Raw genomic sequence first — 19696 nt, 5'->3', positions numbered from 1 at the left:
GCAAAGCTTCATCGCATTGCCGGCAACTTTTTATACATATGAAGGGTTCCCTGATCTTCAGGAAGCGGTTTGCTTTAAATGCTTTTTTTCATGCCGCAGCGCCGGCATTCGCGCAAAAATTGCCCGTCCTTGACCGAGCTCTTAAAAAGCGTGTAGTCGCAATTATCGCAACGGCCGTGGTGGACATCGGGGTACTGGTTGTAGTCATAAACGGTTGTCGTGTCATAGCCTTTTGTTTCATACTCTGTTTCCAATATCGTTCACCTGCACTTTTATTATCGGTTATAGGATAACAGAAGAAATAAAAAAAAGGAAATAGAACTTCAGCATACAACGGACGGACACACTTTTATCAAACCGTATACCCTGATTGTGGTAAAACGCTCCTCGTTTCCGAACGGAATGGGCTTACGGCAGAAAAAATGGTCTTTTTCCGAATTTTCTTATGAGATTTTCTTCTTAAGTTTTATCTATCTTTAACACTAAAGAAAAAGTATTGTTTAATAAAAAAATTTTAAATTTTTATTTTTTATCAAACTTATTCATAATTGAATGCGTCATATGTAAAGCGTAAAATAACTGTGTCACAAAAAAGTCAAAAACACTTGAACAGTTCAGCATGACCGACATGCTTTTTTCATTTGGCAATACATGAAGCAAAAGGGGAAGTAAACATGAGGAAGAATGTAGTCATAAAAGGATTCATCTATTTGGTGATTCTGGTTGTGATGATAAATGGTGTATACAGGTGGACTGAAAAAACGGCCAGGGAGGAATATCAGCGCCAGGCCGGTGACAAATATGTCAGTTTCAAGGAACTGCAAAAGCATGAAAATGGCGGATATGATATCGATTATCATGAAGAAGCGGGAAGCAGGTGCTTAATCTTTTCACCCCACGGCGGGAGAATCGAAGGCGGGGTCAGCGAGCTTGTCCGCGCTTTTAACGATGATTACTCGACTTATTTATTCGAAGGAAAAAAGGATGAGAATAATTCAGATCTGCATATCACAAGCACAAATTTTGACGAGCCGCTCGCATTGCAAAAAATAAAAGAACACCGTTATACGATCGCTTTTCACGGCTATTCAGGCGATCGTCGGCACACATTGGTGGGCGGCACCGACAGAAAGCTCGCCAAAGCCATCGTCAGATCGCTTAAAAAATATGATTTTTCCGCAGAACTGGTCGAAGTAGACGGTAGATTTGCCGGAACGGATACTGAGAACATCAACAATGAAAGCAGCTCAGGCATGAGTGTGCAGCTGGAAATCAGCACGGCGCAACGAAAAGCATTTTTTGAAGACTTTGATTATCAGGACAGGGAAGAAACAAAAACAAGAAAGTTCTACAGGTATGTCAAAGCGGTTCGAAAAGTTTTGGAAGACAAATGTTGAAAACATTCAGGTAAAAGATGTTATTCTAAAACTGTATCAACATAAAGGGGGAATGAGAAGGTGGAGCGCAAAGACCGTATCGTTCAGGAATTTTTATCACATCGCAGTGTCACAGAAGAGCTGATTCAAAAGATTGATGATGAACACATGGATTACAAACCGACCGAAACTTCAATGTCAGCCAGAGATCTCATCACACATATGCTGCATTCATTTTATCGATTTGCTTTGACAGCCAAGGAAGGAACCCCGGAAGGCTTTAAAAGGAAATTGGAAGACCCTGAGACAAGCCTTGCCGAGCTGGCGCAAGCGTATACGGAAAAAACGAAACAATTGCTTGAATCGTTTACAGATGAGGAATTGGATCGTGAAATTGACTTGACCAAGATGTTCGGCCGTAAAGTGGCTGCTGAACAGCTCGTCCAGCTTGCCGTTGGCCATGAGATTCACCATAAGGGCAACCTATTTGTGTATGTGCGCGAAATGGGGCATACCGACCTGCCTTTATACGTCAAGCTTCGCTGACCGCGAGTGTGTCCTGAAAAACCGGCCAATATGAATATGAAAGCAAGAGGGAGCGCACATTATGAATAAAATCTAAAGGAGGATTTTATGATGAATACACAGCGCGCCCAAGAGATCGTTGAATCTCCGGTGATGGTCGATGTCACTTACAACGGCCGGCCGATTTATATTCAGCATGTCGATCAGCAAAACGGAACGGCCAGAATCTATCCGCTCGGACAGCCTGAGAACGAACAGGAAGTACCGCTTGCAAACCTACAGGAGCAATAAAAACGAAACAAAGCGATCCCCTTTTCTTGAAAGGGGATTTTTTTATTCGCTGATATAAGCGGAAAAGCCGCTATTTTTGCCTCGTCACATCTGCGGTGTATTTGTTGCTCAGCTAAAAAGCGCTTTAGCGGGGACGTGTTAATTAATGAATTTCACAATGCCTCTGAATGCGAATCTCAGCACATAATATAAAGGCTCGATCAGATCAAGCAGAAACCAATAATCCGATTCGGCATGTTCCCGCCGTTTTTTCTTTTTTAATCTCAATCTCGAATGCTCCTTTCAGGAGAGTGTTATTTCTTCATACGAGGAATATTCCTTGAAGTTTCATGAGTTCGCTTTATCGGTCAAATTTTATTTTTTCTGGCGTCCCAACGTTTTTGGAGCCAGTTTTTTTTATAAAGAAACGCAATCATTTCCATCCATAATTTAGGGAGTTTTTGCGGGAACTTTCTCTTTTTATAATATCGATAGGCTGTTTTCAGATCATCCCACTGCCTGCATTCCTTTGTTTGCCGAAATCTGGCGACATCGATGACCTTTACCGCTCCGGACGGGGTCAGAATCAGGTTTCTAAGGTGAATGTCGGAAGGGTTTAATCCCTGCTGCCGGGCATAATGCAAAGCGCGGTCCACTTCCCGGATCATCTCTTCCTCGATAGGGATGCCTTGATTTAAACATTCGTAAAAAGTATGTCCTTTAATATATTCCATTAATATATATGAATGCCCTGTCTCATAAATATCAGGATAATACGGGGAATCAGCCAGTTTTTGATAGATCTCCGCTTCCTTTTGAGCGATGTCTGTGAATTCTGGGAAAAAGACTTTCAGCGCCATGTCTCTCCCGCACTCTTTCAGCTTAAAAACGTATGCGCTTCGTCCCTTCCCGATCAATTCTAAATCATCGGGCTTTTGGACAAGCTTGTTAAACCGCTTTTTCGTATCGTAGATTACTGCTTCTGAATATCTTTTCGCCTTTGTCACGCTGAGTCCACCTTCTTTTTAAAAAGAAACTCTATACTGCTTTTATACATGAGAACGGGCGGCTTTGCATCCTAAATGCTTCACATCTTCTCCATTGGCTTTAAAATGTAATCATTGTCATCGGTCTGTAAAATCATTGTATCCGGCATCCCCCGGGGCTTGAACAGGAAACGCATGCAGACGACTAATTTTTGCAAGCGTTGGTCAAACTAAGGGTAATATCTTGAAGGCAAAAAAGAAGGTGATATGTGTGGACAGCCTGAAATTATGGAAGAGAATCAGTTTGTTTGTCACCCTGGTGTTTACCGTTATGTTCAGTTTTCAGCAGGAAGCTGCAGGAAGATCGGCATCGGAGGCAAAGGAGCAGGACAGGGTGCACATTCAGTTTGAAAAGGTGTATTTAGACGGGGATGTTGGCATTGAAAACAAGGAAGAGCCGCTCGGTAAGGTGGAAGATGTAAAAGCCGCATATAAAGGATGGCAGCTTGTTGATCAAAAAAAAGGGTTCATGCTGTTTCGCAAGCAGGTGGATGACATCTCTCCTTTAAGCAAAACAAACGGCTATATCGGGGTGACGGAGGATGGCGTCATATCGACTTTTCACGGCCGTCCCGGCGTTTTGTCAGAGCCGATTCAATCGTTTTTTCAGATTGATATAAAGCGGCTTGAGAGCCGAATGGCGGATGACCTGCGCAAAGGGATTCCCTATCGGACGAAACATGAATTTCAGCATGTCATTGAAGCCGTAAAATCATCGGGAATTATGAAAGATATGAAGACATGACGCTGTTATGTCTTTTTTAGGGTGAAAAAAAACGTCCTGTTATGACTAGAGCGAACATATGTTAACTTTTTCATTCTAGCTTTGCCTGTTTTATGTTACAATGAAGAGCAGTCAAAGAGGTGAATGAACGTTGATCGAATTCGTAAAGGGCACCATTGATTATGTGTCGCCCCAGTATATTGTCATTGAGAACGGCGGAATCGGCTATCAAATTTATACGCCTAATCCGTTTATCTATAAAGAAAACAGCGAGGAAACGATTTATACATATCACTATGTGAGAGAAGATACAGCTGCTTTGTACGGCTTTTCGACACGGGAAGAAAAAATGCTGTTTACAAAATTGCTGAATGTAACGGGCATCGGCCCGAAAGGTGCGCTTGCGATCCTTGCTTCCGGTGATCCGGGTGCGGTGATTGAAGCGATCGAGAATGAAGATGAAGCGTTTTTGGTGAAGTTCCCCGGAGTGGGGAAAAAAACCGCCAGACAGATCATCCTCGATTTGAAAGGCAAATTGGCTGATGCCATTCCTGAAGCGGCGGCAAGTCTTTTCAACCACGAAGAGCGGGAAGAAGCCCATGAAGCTAAGACCGCTCTAGGGGAAGCGCTTGAAGCGTTGCAGGCGCTCGGCTACTCAGACCGCGAGATTAAAAAAGTTCAGCCTCACCTGAAAAAGGAAGAGGCGCTTTCAACAGATCAATATGTTAAAAAAGCATTACAAAAATTATTAAAGTAAGGTGATGTTCATGGATGAGCGGCTCGTATCAAGTGAACTAGACAACCATGAATCAGCGATTGAGCAAAGCCTGCGTCCGCAAAAACTGGCGCAGTACATCGGCCAGGAAAAAGTCAAAGACAATCTCAGGGTCTTCATCGAAGCCGCGAAAATGCGGGAGGAGACCTTGGACCACGTCTTGCTATACGGCCCTCCCGGATTGGGGAAAACGACCCTTGCCGCCATCATCGCCAATGAAATGGGGGTCAATTTCCGCACGACGTCAGGACCTGCAATCGAACGCCCCGGCGATTTGGCGGCGATTTTGACCGCCCTCGAACCCGGTGACGTTTTATTCATTGACGAAATCCACCGTCTGCACCGTTCGATTGAAGAGGTACTGTACCCGGCGATGGAGGATTTCTGCCTTGATATCGTCATCGGCAAAGGGCCGTCAGCCCGTTCTGTCAGGCTTGATCTGCCGCCTTTTACACTCGTCGGCGCGACGACCAGAGTCGGACTCTTGACCGCGCCTCTCAGAGACAGATTCGGTGTATTGTCAAGGCTTGAGTATTACACCCGGGATGAGCTGTCAGAAATCGTCGTCAGAACAGCCGAGCTGTTCGAGATTGACATCGACAGGCTTTCCTCTTTGGAAATCGCGCGGCGTTCAAGAGGAACGCCGCGGATCGCCAACAGGCTGCTGAGAAGGGTCAGGGATTTTGCCCAGGTTCTTGGAAACAGCTCCATCACAGAGGAAGTAGCCCTTGATGCACTTGAGCGCCTTCAAGTCGACAAGCTCGGGCTCGATCATATCGACCGCAAGCTGTTAATGGGGATGATCGAAAAATTCGGCGGCGGCCCCGTCGGCATCGATACGATCTCGGCGACGATCGGAGAGGAGTCCCATACGATTGAGGACGTTTACGAGCCGTACCTCCTGCAAATCGGCTTTATTCAAAGAACACCGCGGGGGCGGATTGTAACGCCGGATGTCTACAGCCATTTTAAAATGGAGGTTCCGAACCATGACTGAGTTTCCAAAGCTTTTGATGATTTTAGGCGCGGTCATTTTTGGCATTGGTTTATTCATGCAAGTCATCGGCAAGCTTCCGGGAGACATTTTTGTGAAAAAAGGAAACGTTACATTTTTCTTTCCTGTTGTTACATGCATTGTCATCAGCATCATCCTGTCCTTATTGTTTTCGATCTTCGGACGGATGAAATGAGACCAAAGTATATAGATAGAATAAGGTGAAAAAAATGAAAGTTGATTTATTTGATTTTGACCTGCCTGAACGCCTGATCGCCCAGGTTCCTTTAAAAGAACGGGATGCTTCAAGGCTGATGGTGCTGGATAAAGAAACGGGCGATATCACCCACAGTACATTTAAGCACATCCTTGATTTTTTGGAAGCCGGCGACTGTATCGTCCTGAACGATACAAGGGTTTTGCCGGCCCGTTTGTTCGGAGTGAAAGAGGAAACGGGTGCAAAGGTTGAGGTGCTTCTTTTGAAGCAGGAGGAAGGCGACGTGTGGGAAACGCTTGTCAAACCGGCGAAACGGGTGAAGCGGGGAACCGTTCTTACGTTCGGCGACGGTCGGCTGACGGCGGTCTGTACAGAAGAGCTTGACCACGGAGGACGAAAAATAGAATTCCGCTATAAAGGGATTTTTTACGAAGTCCTCGAATCTCTGGGAGAAATGCCGCTGCCTCCTTACATCAAAGAACAGCTTGATGACAAGGAGCGCTATCAGACGGTCTACTCCAAAAAACAAGGCTCAGCCGCGGCGCCGACGGCAGGACTTCATTTTACGGAAGAGATTCTTGACGCGCTGAAGGAAAAAGGCGTGCACATCGCCTTCATCACCCTACATGTCGGATTGGGAACTTTCCGGCCCGTCAGTGCGGAAAATGTTGAGGAACACGATATGCATGCGGAGTTTTATGAAATGACGGAAGAGACAGCCGAAGCTCTGAATCGAATCAAACAGAGCGGGGGAAGGATCATTTCCGTCGGAACGACATCAACGAGGACGCTCGAGACGATCGCTTCCGAGAATGACGGTCGTTTCAGGGAAGCGAGAGGCTGGACATCGATCTTTATATATCCCGGCTATACATTCCGGGCGATAGACGGGATAATTACGAACTTTCATCTCCCGAAATCTTCCCTGATAATGCTTGTCAGCGCGCTTGCGGGCCGGGAGAACGTGCTTTCCGCCTACCGCACCGCGGTCGAGCACGAATACCGCTTCTTCAGCTTTGGAGATGCGATGCTGATCAAATAAAGTACAAAAAGATTGGAGGGCTCATCATTTGTCGCAGCAACCGATACGTTATGAGTTCATAAAAACATGCAAACAAACAGGAGCAAGGCTGGGGAAAGTCCACACCCCCCACGGCTCCTTTGATACACCGGCATTCATGCCGGTAGGGACACTGGCCACCGTCAAAACAATGGCTCCGGAAGAGCTGAAAGAGATGGGCGCCGGCATTATTTTAAGCAACACCTATCACCTTTGGCTGAGACCAGGCCATGAAATCGTCAAGGAAGCGGGCGGCCTTCACAAGTTTATGAATTGGGATCGCGCGATTCTGACCGATTCAGGCGGCTTCCAGGTGTTTTCTCTAAGCGAATTCCGCAAAATTGAAGAGGAAGGCGTTCACTTCCGCAATCATCTAAACGGAGACAAGCTGTTTTTATCGCCTGAAAAAGCGATGGATATCCAAAACGCCCTCGGCTCCGATATTATGATGGCGTTTGATGAATGTCCGCCATATCCGGCGGAATACGACTACATGAAAAGGTCTGTTGAACGGACAAGCCGCTGGGCGGAAAGGTGCCTTGCAGCCCACAAGCGCCCTGATGAGCAGGGGCTCTTTGGGATCGTTCAAGGCGGCGAATATGAAGATTTGCGGAAACAGAGTGCGAAAGACTTGATTTCGCTCGATTTCCCGGGCTATGCTATAGGTGGACTTTCAGTCGGAGAACCGAAGGATGTCATGAACCGCGTGCTGGAGTTTACGACTCCTTTGCTTCCTGCGGATAAACCGCGCTATTTGATGGGTGTCGGTTCACCGGATTCACTCATTGACGGCGCGATCCGCGGTGTCGACATGTTTGACTGCGTGCTGCCGACGAGAATTGCCAGAAATGGCACGCTCATGACGAGCGAAGGCCGCCTCGTCGTCAAAAACGCCAAGTATGAAAAGGATTTCAGGCCGATTGATGAGCACTGTGACTGCTATACGTGCCGAAACTATTCACGGGCGTATATCAGACATTTAATCCGCTGCAATGAAACGTTTGGAATTCGTTTAACTTCTTATCATAATCTTTATTTTCTGTTAAAATTAATGGGGCAAGTCAGAGATGCCATTCGTGAAGATCGTTTAGGTGATTTCCGGGAAGAGTTTTTTGAACGCTACGGTTTTAATAAACCAAACGCTAAAAGTTTCTGACACATAAACGAAAACCAGCGATATTTCATTTGAAAGGGGTGAAAAAATAATGGAGATGCTTGGAACATTACTTCCGATTATTTTAATGTTTGCGGTTCTTTATTTCCTGTTGATCCGTCCTCAGCAGAAGCAGCAGAAAGCTGTCCGCCAGATGCAGGAGGAGCTGAAAAAAGGAGATAAAGTCGTAACGATCGGCGGCCTGCACGGTATTGTTGATTCAATTGACGAAAGCAAGGTTGTCATCAAAACAGGCGACAATACACGTCTGACATTCGATCGCCGCGCGATTCGAGAGGCGTCAGCCGAATAGCCGGCAGCTGCTTATTACATAAGCGAACAAAAATGAGGGAGCGGATTGATCCGCTCCCTCATTTTTCGGTCTATGCCCGGCTTCCGTGGAGATTGACCCCGAAAATCCCCCCGATCATGCTGACACCCATAAACCCTGCATGATACAGAAGCTGTTTGAGGTTGAAAGCTTCTCCGAACCCGAGATATTGAAACAGCAGCACTGTCAGCGAGAAGCAGAGAGCTGTCAAAGCTCCGATCAGCCACCCTTTTTCCTTCGCCTTTCCTCCGGAAACAAACCCGCCGATGAACAGTGTAATAAAGGATATAGCGGTAATCAACCAGCCGAATGAGCTTTCGGTGAGCGATGTCCATGTCAAGAGCAGTGAAATCAGCAGGCTTCCCGCAAACATCAAGGCGAAAATGACGACCAGACTGTATAAAATCCCCTTGCCGATTTGCTTTGGCTCGTTCATCAAGAACCTCCTCTCTAAAAATAGATGGCCTCCTCTTTAAATGTATTCTGCCTGTCCGGCAAATAGACTAGCTGTTCCGAGCTTTTTGTACATAAAAGCCCTGTTTTAACAAAGGCTATGAATAGAGGTTCAAGCGGAAGGAGGCGGCCGTTATGGAGGAAATATTTGCTCTTATTTTTCGGACGGTCTTTTTGTATGCGGTCATTTTCATCTTGTTTCGCTTCATGGGAAAAAGAGAAATAGGAGAATTAAGCATATTGGATCTTGTCGTTTTTATTATGATCGCTGAAATAGCGGTGCTGGCCATAGAGGATCACGATGATCACCTATTGCATACGCTCGTTCCGATTTTTGTCTTAACATTGATTCAAGTTTTTTTTGCTTATTTATCATTGAAAAACCAAAAAATCCGCCACCTTCTCGATGGAAAACCGACGATTATCATTGATCGCGGGAAAATCGATGAGCAGGCAATGAGAACCCAGCGCTATAATTTTGATGACTTGCTGACCCAGCTGAGAGAAAAGAACATCGAGCGCATTGCAGATGTTTCCTATGCGATTTTGGAGCCGACGGGCAAGCTGTCGGTGTTTACCAAAGACCGGACGAATCACCGGATTGAACTGCCGCTGATCGTCGATGGAATCGTTCAGAAAGACCATTTGCAGCGGATCGGCAAAAATCAGGAGTGGCTTGAACAAAAGCTTGCCGAAAGAGGCCACCGCGACCTGTCCGAGATATCGTTCTGCGCGTATCACAAAGGTTCTTTCTTTATTGATCTCAAGGACGAAATATAAAGCGTTAGGAAATCCAGCGGCCGAACAAAGGAAAACGCTGGATTTCTTCTTTTTTGATGAGCCTGAAAGCGACCAAAAGGAATACGTACAGACAGCTTGTCGCCAGCACGCAGTAAAAGAGGCGGATCGGTTCGGCGTGCTCGATGAAGAGGTGCTGCTTCATCCAGAGGCTTGCCCAGCCCGAAATGAAAATGACAGCAAAGGACAGCACATATTCCTTTAAATTGATGCTGATGGGGAGCACTTTGCTGACCGTTGCCGCATGCAGCATCGTCACAAGGATCATGCCTGTTACAATCGCCAGAGCCGCCCCCATAATGCCGAGCGACGGGCGTGAAGCGAGCACGAATATCAGACCCGTTTTCACAAGGGCGCCGACAAGGCTGTTCATCATGGCCGCCCCGGCCAGGTTTAAAGCCTGCAATACGGCTTGAAGCGGGCCCTGAAAATAATAAAACAAGAAAAACGGGGCCATCACTTTGACATAAATCGCGGCATTTGAAGAACCGTACATCACGCTGACAAGCTCATCCGCATAGGAAAACAAAACGACAACGGAAATTCCGCCGCTTAAAAGGCAGAGCCGCATCGCCTGTTCTAACCGGTATTCAACAACCTGCATTTTTTTCTGTTCGATGCCTTCGCTGATGGCCGGAACAAGGGCAGTTGACAGCGAATACGTAATAAAGCTTGGCAGGGTGAGAAGGGTCATGGCAAAACCGGTCAGCTCCCCGTATTGGCCCGTTGCAGCCGAAGCGGCGACTCCGGCAATCGCCAAACTTTGCGCAACGACGATCGGTTCAAAAAACCATGACAAGTTGCCGATAAACCGGCTGCCTGTTGTCGGGAGCGAGACGCTCATCAGCTCGAAAAAAGTTGTTCGTCCGGATATCAGCGACTTAAAAAAGCGTTTGCGAATGCGGATTTTCTTTTTATATTTAAAGGCGATAAACAAATAAAGCAGTGAAACAAGCTCTCCAAAAACGGAGGACAGCATCGCGCCTGCTGCGGCGTATTCGATTCCGAGCGGCAAAAAGGCAGTTGTGCAGACCGCGACAAGCGATATCCGGACGATTTGTTCAAGCACTTGGGATACGGCGAGCGGCCTCATATTCTGCTTGCCTTGAAAATAGCCCCGCAGCACGCTGGAAACGGCGATGATCGGAACGACCGGTGTCACCGCCAAAAGCGGATACAGCGTTCGTTCATCCGTTAAAAGCGTTTCGGCCATCAGCGGCGCATAAATAAGGAACACCGGTGTGATAAGGGCGCTGAGCGTGCCCGTGATCGCAAGAGACATCACCAAAATCTGCTTTGTTTTTCTGTGATCGCCGCGGGCCTCCGCTTCAGCCACGAGTTTGCTGATGGCGACGGGAAGGCCGAATTGGGTGAGGGTCACCGCCAGAAAAAAGGTCGGCGCCGCCATCATATACAGCCCTACGCCTTCTTCGCCGATGAATCTGGCGATGACAATCCGGTTGATAAAGCCGAGCATTCTTGTAATCAAACCTGCTGCTATCAAGATGAGCGTGCTTTTTAAAAACGTCTGCTTGGTCATTTCTTAGTCCCCTGCCTTCTCAAACAACCTTTAATCATATACAATAAGATATGCGCATACATCGTCCAAGCATGACAAGTCTCTCTGAAAAAATGTGAAAGGAGCGTGGCTTTAGCATGGACAAACATCCGGCCGATCTGTACAAGGATCATCTGAAACCGTTTCTTCTCAGCAAAACGGAAGAGTTCATGGTCCTTGGTTATGATGATATTGAAATAAAGGAATTATGGTCATACTTATTGAATAAGAAATGGAAGAACAAGAAGGATGTTCAAATTCACCAGCTGGCCGATGATATTTTAACTGTGAAAATTGGCGAATTTATGAACTATGCAACCGTCGAATCGTTTAAAACGTCTAATTTACTCGACAGCCCAGAAGGGCAGGATATGCTCGATGAGCTGCTGAAGTAACCGTCGATTTTTTGGTTGATTTAAGGAGGAAATACATAATGAAAAAAGGACGCTTGATTGCGTTTTTCGTTACCGTTCTGTTGATCGGTACGGGACTGGGATTGTTTACGAAGCCGGCTGCCGACAACATCAGCCTTGGCCTTGACCTTCAAGGCGGTTTTGAGGTCTTGTATGAAGTCCAGCCTGCCAAAAAAGGGGATAAAATTGACAGGGATGCGCTCGTCAGCACCGTTGAAGCGCTCAATCGCCGGGCCAATGTATTGGGGGTCAGCGAGCCGAACATCCAGATTGAAGGCAACAACCGGATCAGGGTGCAGCTCGCAGGCGTTGACAACCAGAACAGGGCGCGGGAAATTTTATCCACACAGGCGCAGCTCTCATTCAGAGACACGAATGACAAGGAGCTTTTAAATGGCTCAGACCTTGTGGAAAACGGCGCCAAACAGTCTTTTAAACCAGATACGAACGAGCCGATCGTGACGATCAAGCTGAAGGATGCGGATAAATTCGGGGAAGTCACTAAAAAAGTGCTCGATATGAAGCCGAACAATCAGCTTGTCATTTGGCTTGACTACAAAAAAGGCGATTCTTACAAAAAAGAATCGCAAAAAGCGGACCATAAATACATTTCAGCCCCGAATGTCAGCCAGGTGCTGAATACGTCTGACGTCATGATCGAAGGGAATTTCACAGTTCAGGAAGCGAAAGACATGGCAAGCATTTTGAATGCCGGAGCCCTTCCTGTCAAGCTCGTTGAAAAATACTCGACATCCGTCGGTGCGCAGTTTGGGGAACAGGCTTTAAACGATACGGTGTTTGCCGGAGTCATCGGAATCGCTATTATTTTCTTATTTATGCTTCTTTACTATCGTCTGCCTGGGTTAGTCGCGATTATCACGCTTTCCGTCTACATTTACATCACCCTGCAGATATTTGACTGGATGAACGCCGTCCTCACCCTTCCGGGAATAGCGGCGCTCATATTAGGTGTAGGTATGGCCGTTGATGCCAATATCATTACCTACGAACGGATCAAAGAAGAGCTGAAGCTCGGCAAATCGGTCCGCTCGGCTTTCAGATCAGGGAACAGAAGATCGTTTGCGACGATTTTTGACGCCAACATCACAACGATGCTTGCCGGAATCGTTCTGTTTATCTTTGGAACAAGCTCTGTCAAAGGGTTTGCGACAATGCTGATTCTGTCGATCTTGACAAGCTTTGTCACGGCCGTTTTCCTATCGAGATTTTTGCTCGGTTTATTGGTCGAAAGCCGCTGGCTCGACCGGAAAAAAGGCTGGTTCGGCGTCCGTAAAAAAGATATCTTGGACATCAACAAAACGGACGAAAATACCGAGCCGCCGACACCGTTTGAAAAATGGGATTTTGTCGGAAAACGAAAATGGTTTTTCGCTTTCTCCGGAATCATTTTAGCTGCCGGAATTGTCATTCTCCTTGTATTCAGGCTGAATCTGGGGATTGATTTCTCCAGCGGAGCAAGGATCGAAGTCCAAAGCGACCATAAGCTGACGAGCGAACAGCTCCAAAAGGACTTTGAGGAAGTCGGGCTCACCGCCGATTCGATCGTTCTTTCAGGGGATGGTGACCACCGCGGTGTCGCCAGGTTCGTCGGTGTTCCGAACCAGAAAAAAATTGCAGAAGTGAAAGATTATTTTAAAGACAAGTATGGAATGGAGCCGAATGTCAGCACCGTTTCGCCGGTTGTCGGAAAAGAGCTGGCGCGAAATGCGCTTTTCGCTGTGGCGATCGCTGCCCTCGGCATCATCTTGTATGTATCGATCCGCTTCGAGTACAAGATGGCGATTGCGGCCATTGCTTCATTGCTGTACGACGCATTTTTCATTATCGCCGTCTTCAGCATCACAAGGCTTGAGGTGGATATCACCTTTATTGCCGCTGTATTGACGATTATCGGTTATTCGATCAACGATACGATCGTTACGTTCGACAGGATCAGGGAGCATGTCAAAAAGCGCAAACCGAAGACATTCAGCGATTTGTCTCATATCGTGAATTTAAGCTTGCAGCAAACCTTTACGCGTTCGATTAATACGGTTTTGACCGTTGTCATCGTCGTGATTGCGCTCCTCGTTTTCGGCGCTGCATCGATTACGAACTTCTCTGTCGCACTGCTGGTCGGTCTATTGAGCGGTGTGTATTCTTCGCTCTATATCGCAGCTCAATTATGGCTGATCTGGAAAGGCCGCGAACTGAAAAAGCCTAAAGCGAAGCTGGAAGAAGAATAGATCTGAACTGCCCGGGATAGGCCGGGCAGTTTTTTTAGTGAAAATCAGATTTTTTCACGCGCCTGCTTCCTGCTCGGCGCCTTTTTGTTTAAAATTGGAGCATGGCGGGAAAATAACGCCTAGACAATTATGCGAATGGAGAGACTAATCATGAACAAACAATGGACATTAATTTCTGCACTTATTTTTACTCTGATTGTTGCTGTTTTCGCGGTCATCAATGTCGAGCCTGTCACGGTCGATTTTCTCTTTGGCACAGCTGAATGGCCCTTGATTCTCGTTATTTTGGTATCTGTTTTGATGGGAGCGCTGATTATCGGTTCAGCAGGCGCTTTTCAGATCATGAGGCTGAAAAAAGAGCTCAGGACGCTCAAAAAGGAGGAAATGGAAAAACTGCAACATTCAGATTCTGAAGAGCCTGCATCAGCAGAACAAAAGGATGAAAGATATACGAAATAAATTGAATCCCCTCAGGCCGCTCTAGTATAATAGGGTGGTTGAGGGGTGAATTTATGTTAGCGTCAAAAATGCGTTGGGATGTGAAAACACCCGACAAAGAAAAGGTGGAGCTGCTCTCCGAACAGTTGGGTATCACTCCCCTTGCCGCCTCGTTGCTTGTCATGAGAGGCTACGATACAGCAGACAAAGCAGCTTCATTTTTGTACGGCAAAGATGCTGTCTTTTATGATCCTTATCTGCTTAAAGATATGGAGAAAGCTGTACAGCGAATCAAACAGGCCATTTCAGAAAATGAAAAGATTATGATTTATGGAGATTATGATGCGGACGGTGTGACAAGCACGACTGTCCTCCTGCAGATCTTAAAAAAATATTCAGCTCAAGCCGATTTTTATATACCTGACCGCTTTAAAGAAGGCTACGGCCCGAATGAAGCCGCATTCCGGCATATAAAGGAACAGGGCTATTCACTGATTGTCACGGTGGATACGGGGATTGCCGGTGTTCACGAAGCAGAGGTCGCAAAAGAGCTCGGCATCGACTTGATTATTACCGATCACCATGAGCCTGGTCCGGTTTTGCCTGACGCCTATGCGATCATTCATCCGAAGCAGCCCGGATGCAGCTATCCTTTCAAAGAGCTGGCCGGCGTCGGGGTCGCATTTAAGCTTGCCCATGCTTTGAACGGCGACATTCCTGAGGACCTTCTTGATCTTTGTGCGATCGGAACGATTGCCGATCTTGTGCCGCTTCATGATGAAAACAGGCACATCGCCAAGCTCGGGATGGCCCGGTTTAGAAAGACGAACCGCCCCGGCTTAAAAGCGCTCGCGAAGATTGCGGGAGCCGAGATTCAAAGCGCGGATGAAGAGACGATCGGGTTTCAAATTGCTCCGCGAATCAATGCCGTCGGCCGAATCGTTCAGGCTGATCCGGCTGTTTATCTTTTAAACACAGAAGATGACACAGAAGCCGGGGAGCTGGCTGAAGAAATTAACGCACTGAACAAAGAACGGCAAAAAATCGTCAACCAGATCACAGAAGAAGCGGTCCAAATGATAGAGGACGAGGGTCTGGACCAGTCTGTCATCGTCTGTGCGCGGGCCGGCTGGAATCCGGGCGTTGTCGGGATCGTCGCCTCCAAGCTGGTCGAACGGTTTTACCGGCCGGCCATCGTTCTCGGAATTGATGAAGAAAAAGGGATTGCCAAAGGCTCTGCGCGCAGCATTAAAGGCTTTGACCTGTTTCAAAACCTTTCGGAATGCCGGGATATCCTTCCCCATTTTGGCGGCCACCCGATGGCGGCCGGAATGACGCTCAGCCAGGAAGATGTTCCGCTATTAAGAGAACGAATCAACCGCCAGGCTGAAGCTGTTTTAACAGCGGAAGACTTCATTCCCGTCCAGGAAGTCGACCTTTGCTGCCGATTGGAAGATATTACGGTGGACAGCATCGCAGAAATGAACAAGCTGGCTCCGTTCGGCACGGGAAACCCGAAGCCGTTCGTCCTTGTCAGCGACGCCAAAATTGATGAGGCGAGAAAAATCGGCGCCAATCAGAATCACCTAAAGCTCGTGTTGGCAGACGAAGGGACAAAGCTTGATTGTGTCGGATTCTATAAAGGTGATATCGAAGAAAAAATCGTATCCGGCGCAAACATTTCCATTGTCGGCGAATTGTCGATCAATGAATGGAATAACAGAAAAAAGCCGCAGCTCATGATCAAGGATGCGGCCGTAAACGAATGGCAGCTGTTTGACTTCCGGGGAAAGCGTTCATGGAAAGAAAAAATCTTAAAGCTTGATCCGGCAAAACGGATATTCCTTTGTTTCCGGGAAGAAACGAAAACGACATTTGCGGGAACTGAGCTCGCAGATGAGCTGATCTTCATCAGCGGGGAAGAGGAGGCAAAGCGTCTCGATCTACATAACCGTTATGCGGTTTTCATTGACACGCCCCAGTCGCTTGAGAGGTTCGACCATGCTGTAAAAGGCAAAAAGCTTGAGCGGATTTATCTGATTTTTCATCAGTCTGACGAGCATTTTTTCTCGACGTTTCCAACGAGGGATCATTTCAAATGGTACTACGCTTTCCTTCTCAAACGAGGCTCGTTTGACTTAGCAAAATACGCCGGAGAGCTTGCCAGACATAAAGGCTGGACAAAAGACACAATTGATTTTATGACAAAGGTGTTTTTTGAGCTCGGTTTTGTTACAATAGAGAATGGTGTTTTATCTGTTAAATTCGATGCCGCGAAGCGGGATTTAACAGAATCTGACACTTACCGTGAAAAACAGCGCCTGATTGAATTGGAGCAAAAGCTCGTCTATTCTTCGGCGGACGAGCTCAAACAGTGGCTGAATAAGCTGATGGGCGAAAGCGCTGAAGCTTATGAAAGTATGAGGAGGACATGAAACAGATGGATTTGAAGAAGTATGTGACAATTGTGCCGGATTACCCGAAGGAAGGCGTACAATTTAAAGATATTACGACATTGATGGATAAAGGGGACGTCTATCGCTATGCGACAGATCAAATTGTGACCTATGCGAAAGAAAAACAGATTGATCTTGTCGTCGGCCCTGAAGCGAGGGGATTTATCATCGGCTGTCCGGTTGCTTACGCTCTTGGCGTGGGATTTGCACCGGTCCGCAAAGAAGGCAAACTGCCGCGGGAAGTCATTAAAGTCGACTATGGTCTGGAATATGGAAAAGATGTCCTGACCATCCATAAAGATGCCATTTCACCTGGCCAGCGCGTCTTGATCACAGACGATCTTTTGGCGACCGGAGGGACGATTGAAGCGACAATCAAGCTTGTTGAAGAGCTCGGCGGCGTCGTTGCCGGAATCGCCTTTCTGATCGAACTGACATATCTTGAAGGAAGAAATAAACTGGACGGATATGATATTTTAACCTTGATGCAATACTAAACAAATTTTATACTATAAAAAGCACTCATAAAAGCGGGTGCTTTTTTCCTATTCGTTAAAATGTTGCGGACCGGTGTGTCCTTTTCAATTTCTTCTCTTTACATCTGTGACATTTTTCTTGATAATAATTACAATACAGTTTTCAATATAAAAAAGGTGATTCCATGGCGAACGAACAAGTATTAACTGCTGAGCAAGTCATTGAAAAGGCAAAGTCTTACCTTTCCGATGAACATATAGCTTTTATCCAAAACGCGTATCGATATGCGGAAGACGCGCATCGCGAACAGTACCGAAAATCAGGTGAGCCGTACATCATCCACCCGATTCAGGTGGCGGGCATTCTCGTCGATTTGGAAATGGACCCTGCCACCATTGCGGGAGGTTTTCTTCACGATGTGGTGGAGGATACGAGCGTCACGCTTGAAGATTTAAAAGAAGCGTTTAACGAAGAAGTCGCGATGCTTGTCGACGGCGTCACAAAACTGGGGAAAATTAAATATAAATCACAGGAAGAACAACAGGCGGAAAATCATCGGAAAATGTTTGTGGCTATGGCTCAGGATATCCGCGTCATTTTGATCAAGCTGGCGGACCGCCTTCACAATATGAGAACGCTCAAGCATCTGCCGCAGGAAAAGCAGCGCCGGATTTCAAATGAGACGCTGGAAATATTTGCTCCGCTGGCTCATCGCCTTGGGATTTCGAAAATAAAGTGGGAGCTTGAGGATACCGCATTGCGGTATTTGAATCCGCAGCAGTACTACCGGATCGTCAATTTGATGAAGAAAAAGCGGGCCGAAAGAGAATTGTACGTCGAAGAAGTCATCAATGAAGTCAAAACCCGCGTCGAAGAGGTCAACATTAAAGCCGACTTCTCCGGACGGCCGAAGCATATTTACAGCATCTACAGAAAAATGGCCATGCAGAACAAGCAATTCAACGAAATCTATGACTTGCTCGCAGTGCGGATCCTTGTCAACAGCATTAAGGACTGCTACGCGGTACTGGGCATTATCCATACATGCTGGAAGCCGATGCCTGGCAGGTTCAAGGATTACATTGCGATGCCGAAGCCGAACATGTACCAATCCCTGCATACGACCGTCATCGGTCCGAAAGGAGATCCGCTGGAGGTTCAGATCAGGACGTTTGACATGCATGAAATCGCCGAATACGGGATCGCGGCGCACTGGGCATACAAAGAAGGCAAGGCCGCGAATGAAGAGTCAAGCTTTGACAAAAAGCTGTCTTGGTTCCGCGAGATTCTGGAATTCCAAAATGAGTCGACCGATGCCGAAGAATTTATGGAATCTCTTAAGATCGATTTGTTTTCCGACATGGTGTTCGTCTTTACGCCAAAAGGCGACGTCATTGAGCTTCCCTCAGGCTCTGTACCGATCGACTTTTCATACCGCATTCATTCGGAAATCGGCAACAAAACGATCGGCGCCAAAGTAAACGGCAAAATGGTCACGCTTGACTACAAGCTGCGCACGGGAGATATCGTTGAAATTTTGACGTCTAAGCATTCATACGGACCGAGTCAGGACTGGATCAACCTTGCCCAAACATCTCAGGCGAAGCATAAAATTCGCCAGTTCTTCAAAAAGCAGCGGAGAGAAGAGAATGTCGAAAAAGGCAGGGAGCTTGTCGAAAAAGAGATTAAGAACTTGGATTTTGAAGTGAAAGATGTGTTAACACCTGAAAATCTTCAAAAGGTCGCGGACAAGTTTAATTTTTCCAATGAGGAAGACATGTATGCGGCTGTCGGCTATAACGGGATTACAGCCGCACAGGTCGCCAACCGTCTGACAGAAAAAGAGCGGAAGATGCGCGATCAGGAAGAACAGGTGAAAAGCGTTCAGGAAGTAACGGTCGAATCGAAGCCTTACCAAGGGAAAAAACGCGAAGCAGGCGTACGCGTGAAAGGTGTCGAGAACCTTCTCATCAGGCTTTCCAAATGCTGCAACCCGGTTCCGGGAGATCCGATTGTCGGTTTCATTACAAAAGGTCGGGGTGTATCGGTTCACCGCGAAGACTGTCCGAATGTGATGACAAGTGAAGCGCTCGACCGCCTCATTCAGGTGGAATGGGAGCATGAACGGCAGACGCAGCAGAGAAAGGAATATAATGTCGAGATCGAAATCCTCGGCTACGACCGCCGCGGGCTCTTGAATGAAGTGCTTCAGGCCGTAAACGAAACGAAAACGAATATATCATCCGTTTCCGGAAAATCGGACCGCAATAAAGTAGCCACCATTCATATGGCCATTTTCATACAAAATATCAATCATTTGCACAAAGTGGTCGAGCGGATTAAGCAAATCAAAGACATTTATTCCGTACGCAGGGTGATGAATTAG

General features: G+C 46.9%; 22 protein-coding genes. 17 read left to right on the top strand and 5 right to left on the bottom strand.

Features of this window, described 5'->3' with window-relative positions:
* Positions 1–74: 74 nt before the first annotated feature.
* The gene (locus P3X63_RS15200) at positions 75–254 is read right to left on the bottom strand and encodes a DUF8096 family protein (protein ID WP_026588098.1); all 180 of its coding nucleotides are present in this window, start codon (positions 252–254) and stop codon (positions 75–77) included.
* A gap of 420 nt (positions 255–674) precedes the next feature.
* Here P3X63_RS15200 and P3X63_RS15195 point away from each other — a divergent pair, with 420 nt between their 5' ends.
* The 3 genes from P3X63_RS15195 (at position 675) to P3X63_RS15185 (ending at position 2192) form a co-directional block, all read left to right on the top strand.
* Complete coding sequence (locus tag P3X63_RS15195) at positions 675–1397, top strand: poly-gamma-glutamate hydrolase family protein (RefSeq protein ID WP_035428224.1); 723 nt, start codon at positions 675–677, stop codon at positions 1395–1397.
* Between the two features lie 60 nt (positions 1398–1457).
* A complete protein-coding gene (locus P3X63_RS15190) occupies positions 1458–1922 on the top strand; it encodes a DinB family protein (RefSeq protein ID WP_026588096.1) in 465 nt (154 codons plus the stop codon).
* A 90-nt stretch (positions 1923–2012) separates the two neighbouring features.
* Complete coding sequence (locus P3X63_RS15185) at positions 2013–2192, top strand: small acid-soluble spore protein H (protein WP_026588095.1); 180 nt, start codon at positions 2013–2015, stop codon at positions 2190–2192.
* A gap of 138 nt (positions 2193–2330) precedes the next feature.
* Here P3X63_RS15185 and P3X63_RS15180 read toward each other — a convergent pair whose 3' ends face one another.
* Both P3X63_RS15180 and P3X63_RS15175 read right to left on the bottom strand, forming a co-directional pair.
* Positions 2331–2459 carry a hypothetical protein gene (locus tag P3X63_RS15180; RefSeq protein ID WP_256860365.1) on the bottom strand — a complete coding sequence of 43 codons (129 nt, stop codon included), beginning with the start codon at positions 2457–2459 and terminating at the stop codon, positions 2331–2333.
* Between the two features lie 80 nt (positions 2460–2539).
* Positions 2540–3178, bottom strand: a complete 639-nt coding sequence (locus P3X63_RS15175; protein WP_277691310.1) for a protein kinase domain-containing protein — start codon at positions 3176–3178, stop codon at positions 2540–2542.
* A 310-nt stretch (positions 3179–3488) separates the two neighbouring features.
* Between P3X63_RS15175 and P3X63_RS15170 the strand changes: the two genes are divergently transcribed.
* The 7 genes from P3X63_RS15170 to yajC all read left to right on the top strand — a co-directional run bounded on the left by P3X63_RS15170 (position 3489) and on the right by yajC (position 8453).
* Complete coding sequence (locus tag P3X63_RS15170) at positions 3489–3962, top strand: intercompartmental signaling factor BofC (RefSeq protein WP_026588093.1); 474 nt, start codon at positions 3489–3491, stop codon at positions 3960–3962.
* A gap of 130 nt (positions 3963–4092) precedes the next feature.
* Positions 4093–4698, top strand: coding sequence for a Holliday junction branch migration protein RuvA (ruvA, locus tag P3X63_RS15165; protein ID WP_026588092.1), 606 nt, complete (start codon positions 4093–4095; stop codon positions 4696–4698).
* A gap of 10 nt (positions 4699–4708) precedes the next feature.
* Entirely contained in the window at positions 4709–5713 is a 1005-nt protein-coding gene (gene ruvB, locus P3X63_RS15160; RefSeq protein WP_026588091.1) for a Holliday junction branch migration DNA helicase RuvB, read from the top strand.
* Positions 5706–5906 carry a DUF2905 domain-containing protein gene (locus P3X63_RS15155; RefSeq protein ID WP_026588090.1) on the top strand — a complete coding sequence of 67 codons (201 nt, stop codon included), beginning with the start codon at positions 5706–5708 and terminating at the stop codon, positions 5904–5906. Before ruvB ends, P3X63_RS15155 begins: the two co-directional genes overlap by 8 nt.
* A 34-nt stretch (positions 5907–5940) precedes the next feature.
* A complete protein-coding gene (queA, locus tag P3X63_RS15150) occupies positions 5941–6969 on the top strand; it encodes a tRNA preQ1(34) S-adenosylmethionine ribosyltransferase-isomerase QueA (protein ID WP_077736325.1) in 1029 nt (342 codons plus the stop codon).
* Positions 6970–6997: 28 nt separating this feature from the next.
* Positions 6998–8143, top strand: a complete 1146-nt coding sequence (gene tgt / locus P3X63_RS15145) for a tRNA guanosine(34) transglycosylase Tgt (protein WP_026588088.1) — start codon at positions 6998–7000, stop codon at positions 8141–8143.
* Between the two features lie 46 nt (positions 8144–8189).
* Positions 8190–8453, top strand: a complete 264-nt coding sequence (gene yajC, locus P3X63_RS15140; protein WP_085959518.1) for a preprotein translocase subunit YajC — start codon at positions 8190–8192, stop codon at positions 8451–8453.
* A gap of 70 nt (positions 8454–8523) precedes the next feature.
* On the opposite strand, the gene P3X63_RS15135 is transcribed toward yajC, so the two are convergent.
* Positions 8524–8907, bottom strand: coding sequence for a TIGR04086 family membrane protein (locus P3X63_RS15135; protein WP_026588087.1), 384 nt, complete (start codon positions 8905–8907; stop codon positions 8524–8526).
* A 152-nt stretch (positions 8908–9059) separates the two neighbouring features.
* Between P3X63_RS15135 and P3X63_RS15130 the strand changes: the two genes are divergently transcribed.
* Positions 9060–9704, top strand: coding sequence for a DUF421 domain-containing protein (locus P3X63_RS15130; RefSeq protein WP_026588086.1), 645 nt, complete (start codon positions 9060–9062; stop codon positions 9702–9704).
* Positions 9705–9708: 4 nt separating this feature from the next.
* On the opposite strand, the gene spoVB is transcribed toward P3X63_RS15130, so the two are convergent.
* Positions 9709–11262, bottom strand: a complete 1554-nt coding sequence (gene spoVB, locus P3X63_RS15125) for a stage V sporulation protein B (protein ID WP_277691291.1) — start codon at positions 11260–11262, stop codon at positions 9709–9711.
* Between the two features lie 116 nt (positions 11263–11378).
* Between spoVB and P3X63_RS15120 the strand changes: the two genes are divergently transcribed.
* The 6 genes from P3X63_RS15120 (at position 11379) to P3X63_RS15095 (ending at position 19696) form a co-directional block, all read left to right on the top strand.
* The gene (locus P3X63_RS15120; protein ID WP_026588084.1) at positions 11379–11675 is read left to right on the top strand and encodes a post-transcriptional regulator; all 297 of its coding nucleotides are present in this window, start codon (positions 11379–11381) and stop codon (positions 11673–11675) included.
* Positions 11676–11713: 38 nt separating this feature from the next.
* Complete coding sequence (gene secDF / locus P3X63_RS15115) at positions 11714–13939, top strand: protein translocase subunit SecDF (protein ID WP_277691289.1); 2226 nt, start codon at positions 11714–11716, stop codon at positions 13937–13939.
* Positions 13940–14089: 150 nt separating this feature from the next.
* Positions 14090–14398 carry a LapA family protein gene (locus P3X63_RS15110; protein WP_026588082.1) on the top strand — a complete coding sequence of 103 codons (309 nt, stop codon included), beginning with the start codon at positions 14090–14092 and terminating at the stop codon, positions 14396–14398.
* Positions 14399–14451: 53 nt separating this feature from the next.
* Entirely contained in the window at positions 14452–16812 is a 2361-nt protein-coding gene (gene recJ, locus P3X63_RS15105; protein WP_277691286.1) for a single-stranded-DNA-specific exonuclease RecJ, read from the top strand.
* 5 nt (positions 16813–16817) lie between these two features.
* A complete protein-coding gene (locus tag P3X63_RS15100; protein ID WP_026588080.1) occupies positions 16818–17330 on the top strand; it encodes an adenine phosphoribosyltransferase in 513 nt (170 codons plus the stop codon).
* A gap of 164 nt (positions 17331–17494) precedes the next feature.
* Entirely contained in the window at positions 17495–19696 is a 2202-nt protein-coding gene (locus P3X63_RS15095) for a RelA/SpoT family protein (protein WP_026588079.1), read from the top strand.

Source organism: Bacillus sp. HSf4 (genome assembly GCF_029537375.1).
GTDB lineage: Bacteria > Bacillota > Bacilli > Bacillales > Bacillaceae > Bacillus > Bacillus sonorensis_A.
The sequence above is the reverse complement of the archived record's forward strand: the minus strand, read 5'-3'. Positions and strand labels throughout refer to the sequence as shown.

Bases quoted from the DNA above. Each gene is read 5' to 3' on its own strand.
- P3X63_RS15185 (WP_026588095.1), top strand. From the start codon at position 2,013: ATGAATACACAGCGCGCCCAAGAGATCGTTGAATCTCCGGTGATGGTC.
- P3X63_RS15100 (WP_026588080.1), top strand. From the start codon at position 16,818: ATGGATTTGAAGAAGTATGTGACAATTGTGCCGGATTACCCGAAGGAA.
- P3X63_RS15110 (WP_026588082.1), top strand. From the start codon at position 14,090: ATGAACAAACAATGGACATTAATTTCTGCACTTATTTTTACTCTGATT.
- P3X63_RS15195 (WP_035428224.1), top strand. From the start codon at position 675: ATGAGGAAGAATGTAGTCATAAAAGGATTCATCTATTTGGTGATTCTG.
- recJ (WP_277691286.1), top strand. From the start codon at position 14,452: ATGTTAGCGTCAAAAATGCGTTGGGATGTGAAAACACCCGACAAAGAA.
- ruvB (WP_026588091.1), top strand. From the start codon at position 4,709: ATGGATGAGCGGCTCGTATCAAGTGAACTAGACAACCATGAATCAGCG.
- P3X63_RS15095 (WP_026588079.1), top strand. From the start codon at position 17,495: ATGGCGAACGAACAAGTATTAACTGCTGAGCAAGTCATTGAAAAGGCA.
- spoVB (WP_277691291.1), bottom strand. From the start codon at position 11,262: ATGACCAAGCAGACGTTTTTAAAAAGCACGCTCATCTTGATAGCAGCA.
- P3X63_RS15120 (WP_026588084.1), top strand. From the start codon at position 11,379: ATGGACAAACATCCGGCCGATCTGTACAAGGATCATCTGAAACCGTTT.
- P3X63_RS15170 (WP_026588093.1), top strand. From the start codon at position 3,489: ATGTTCAGTTTTCAGCAGGAAGCTGCAGGAAGATCGGCATCGGAGGCA.
- secDF (WP_277691289.1), top strand. From the start codon at position 11,714: ATGAAAAAAGGACGCTTGATTGCGTTTTTCGTTACCGTTCTGTTGATC.
- queA (WP_077736325.1), top strand. From the start codon at position 5,941: ATGAAAGTTGATTTATTTGATTTTGACCTGCCTGAACGCCTGATCGCC.
- P3X63_RS15155 (WP_026588090.1), top strand. From the start codon at position 5,706: ATGACTGAGTTTCCAAAGCTTTTGATGATTTTAGGCGCGGTCATTTTT.
- P3X63_RS15130 (WP_026588086.1), top strand. From the start codon at position 9,060: ATGGAGGAAATATTTGCTCTTATTTTTCGGACGGTCTTTTTGTATGCG.
- P3X63_RS15135 (WP_026588087.1), bottom strand. From the start codon at position 8,907: ATGAACGAGCCAAAGCAAATCGGCAAGGGGATTTTATACAGTCTGGTC.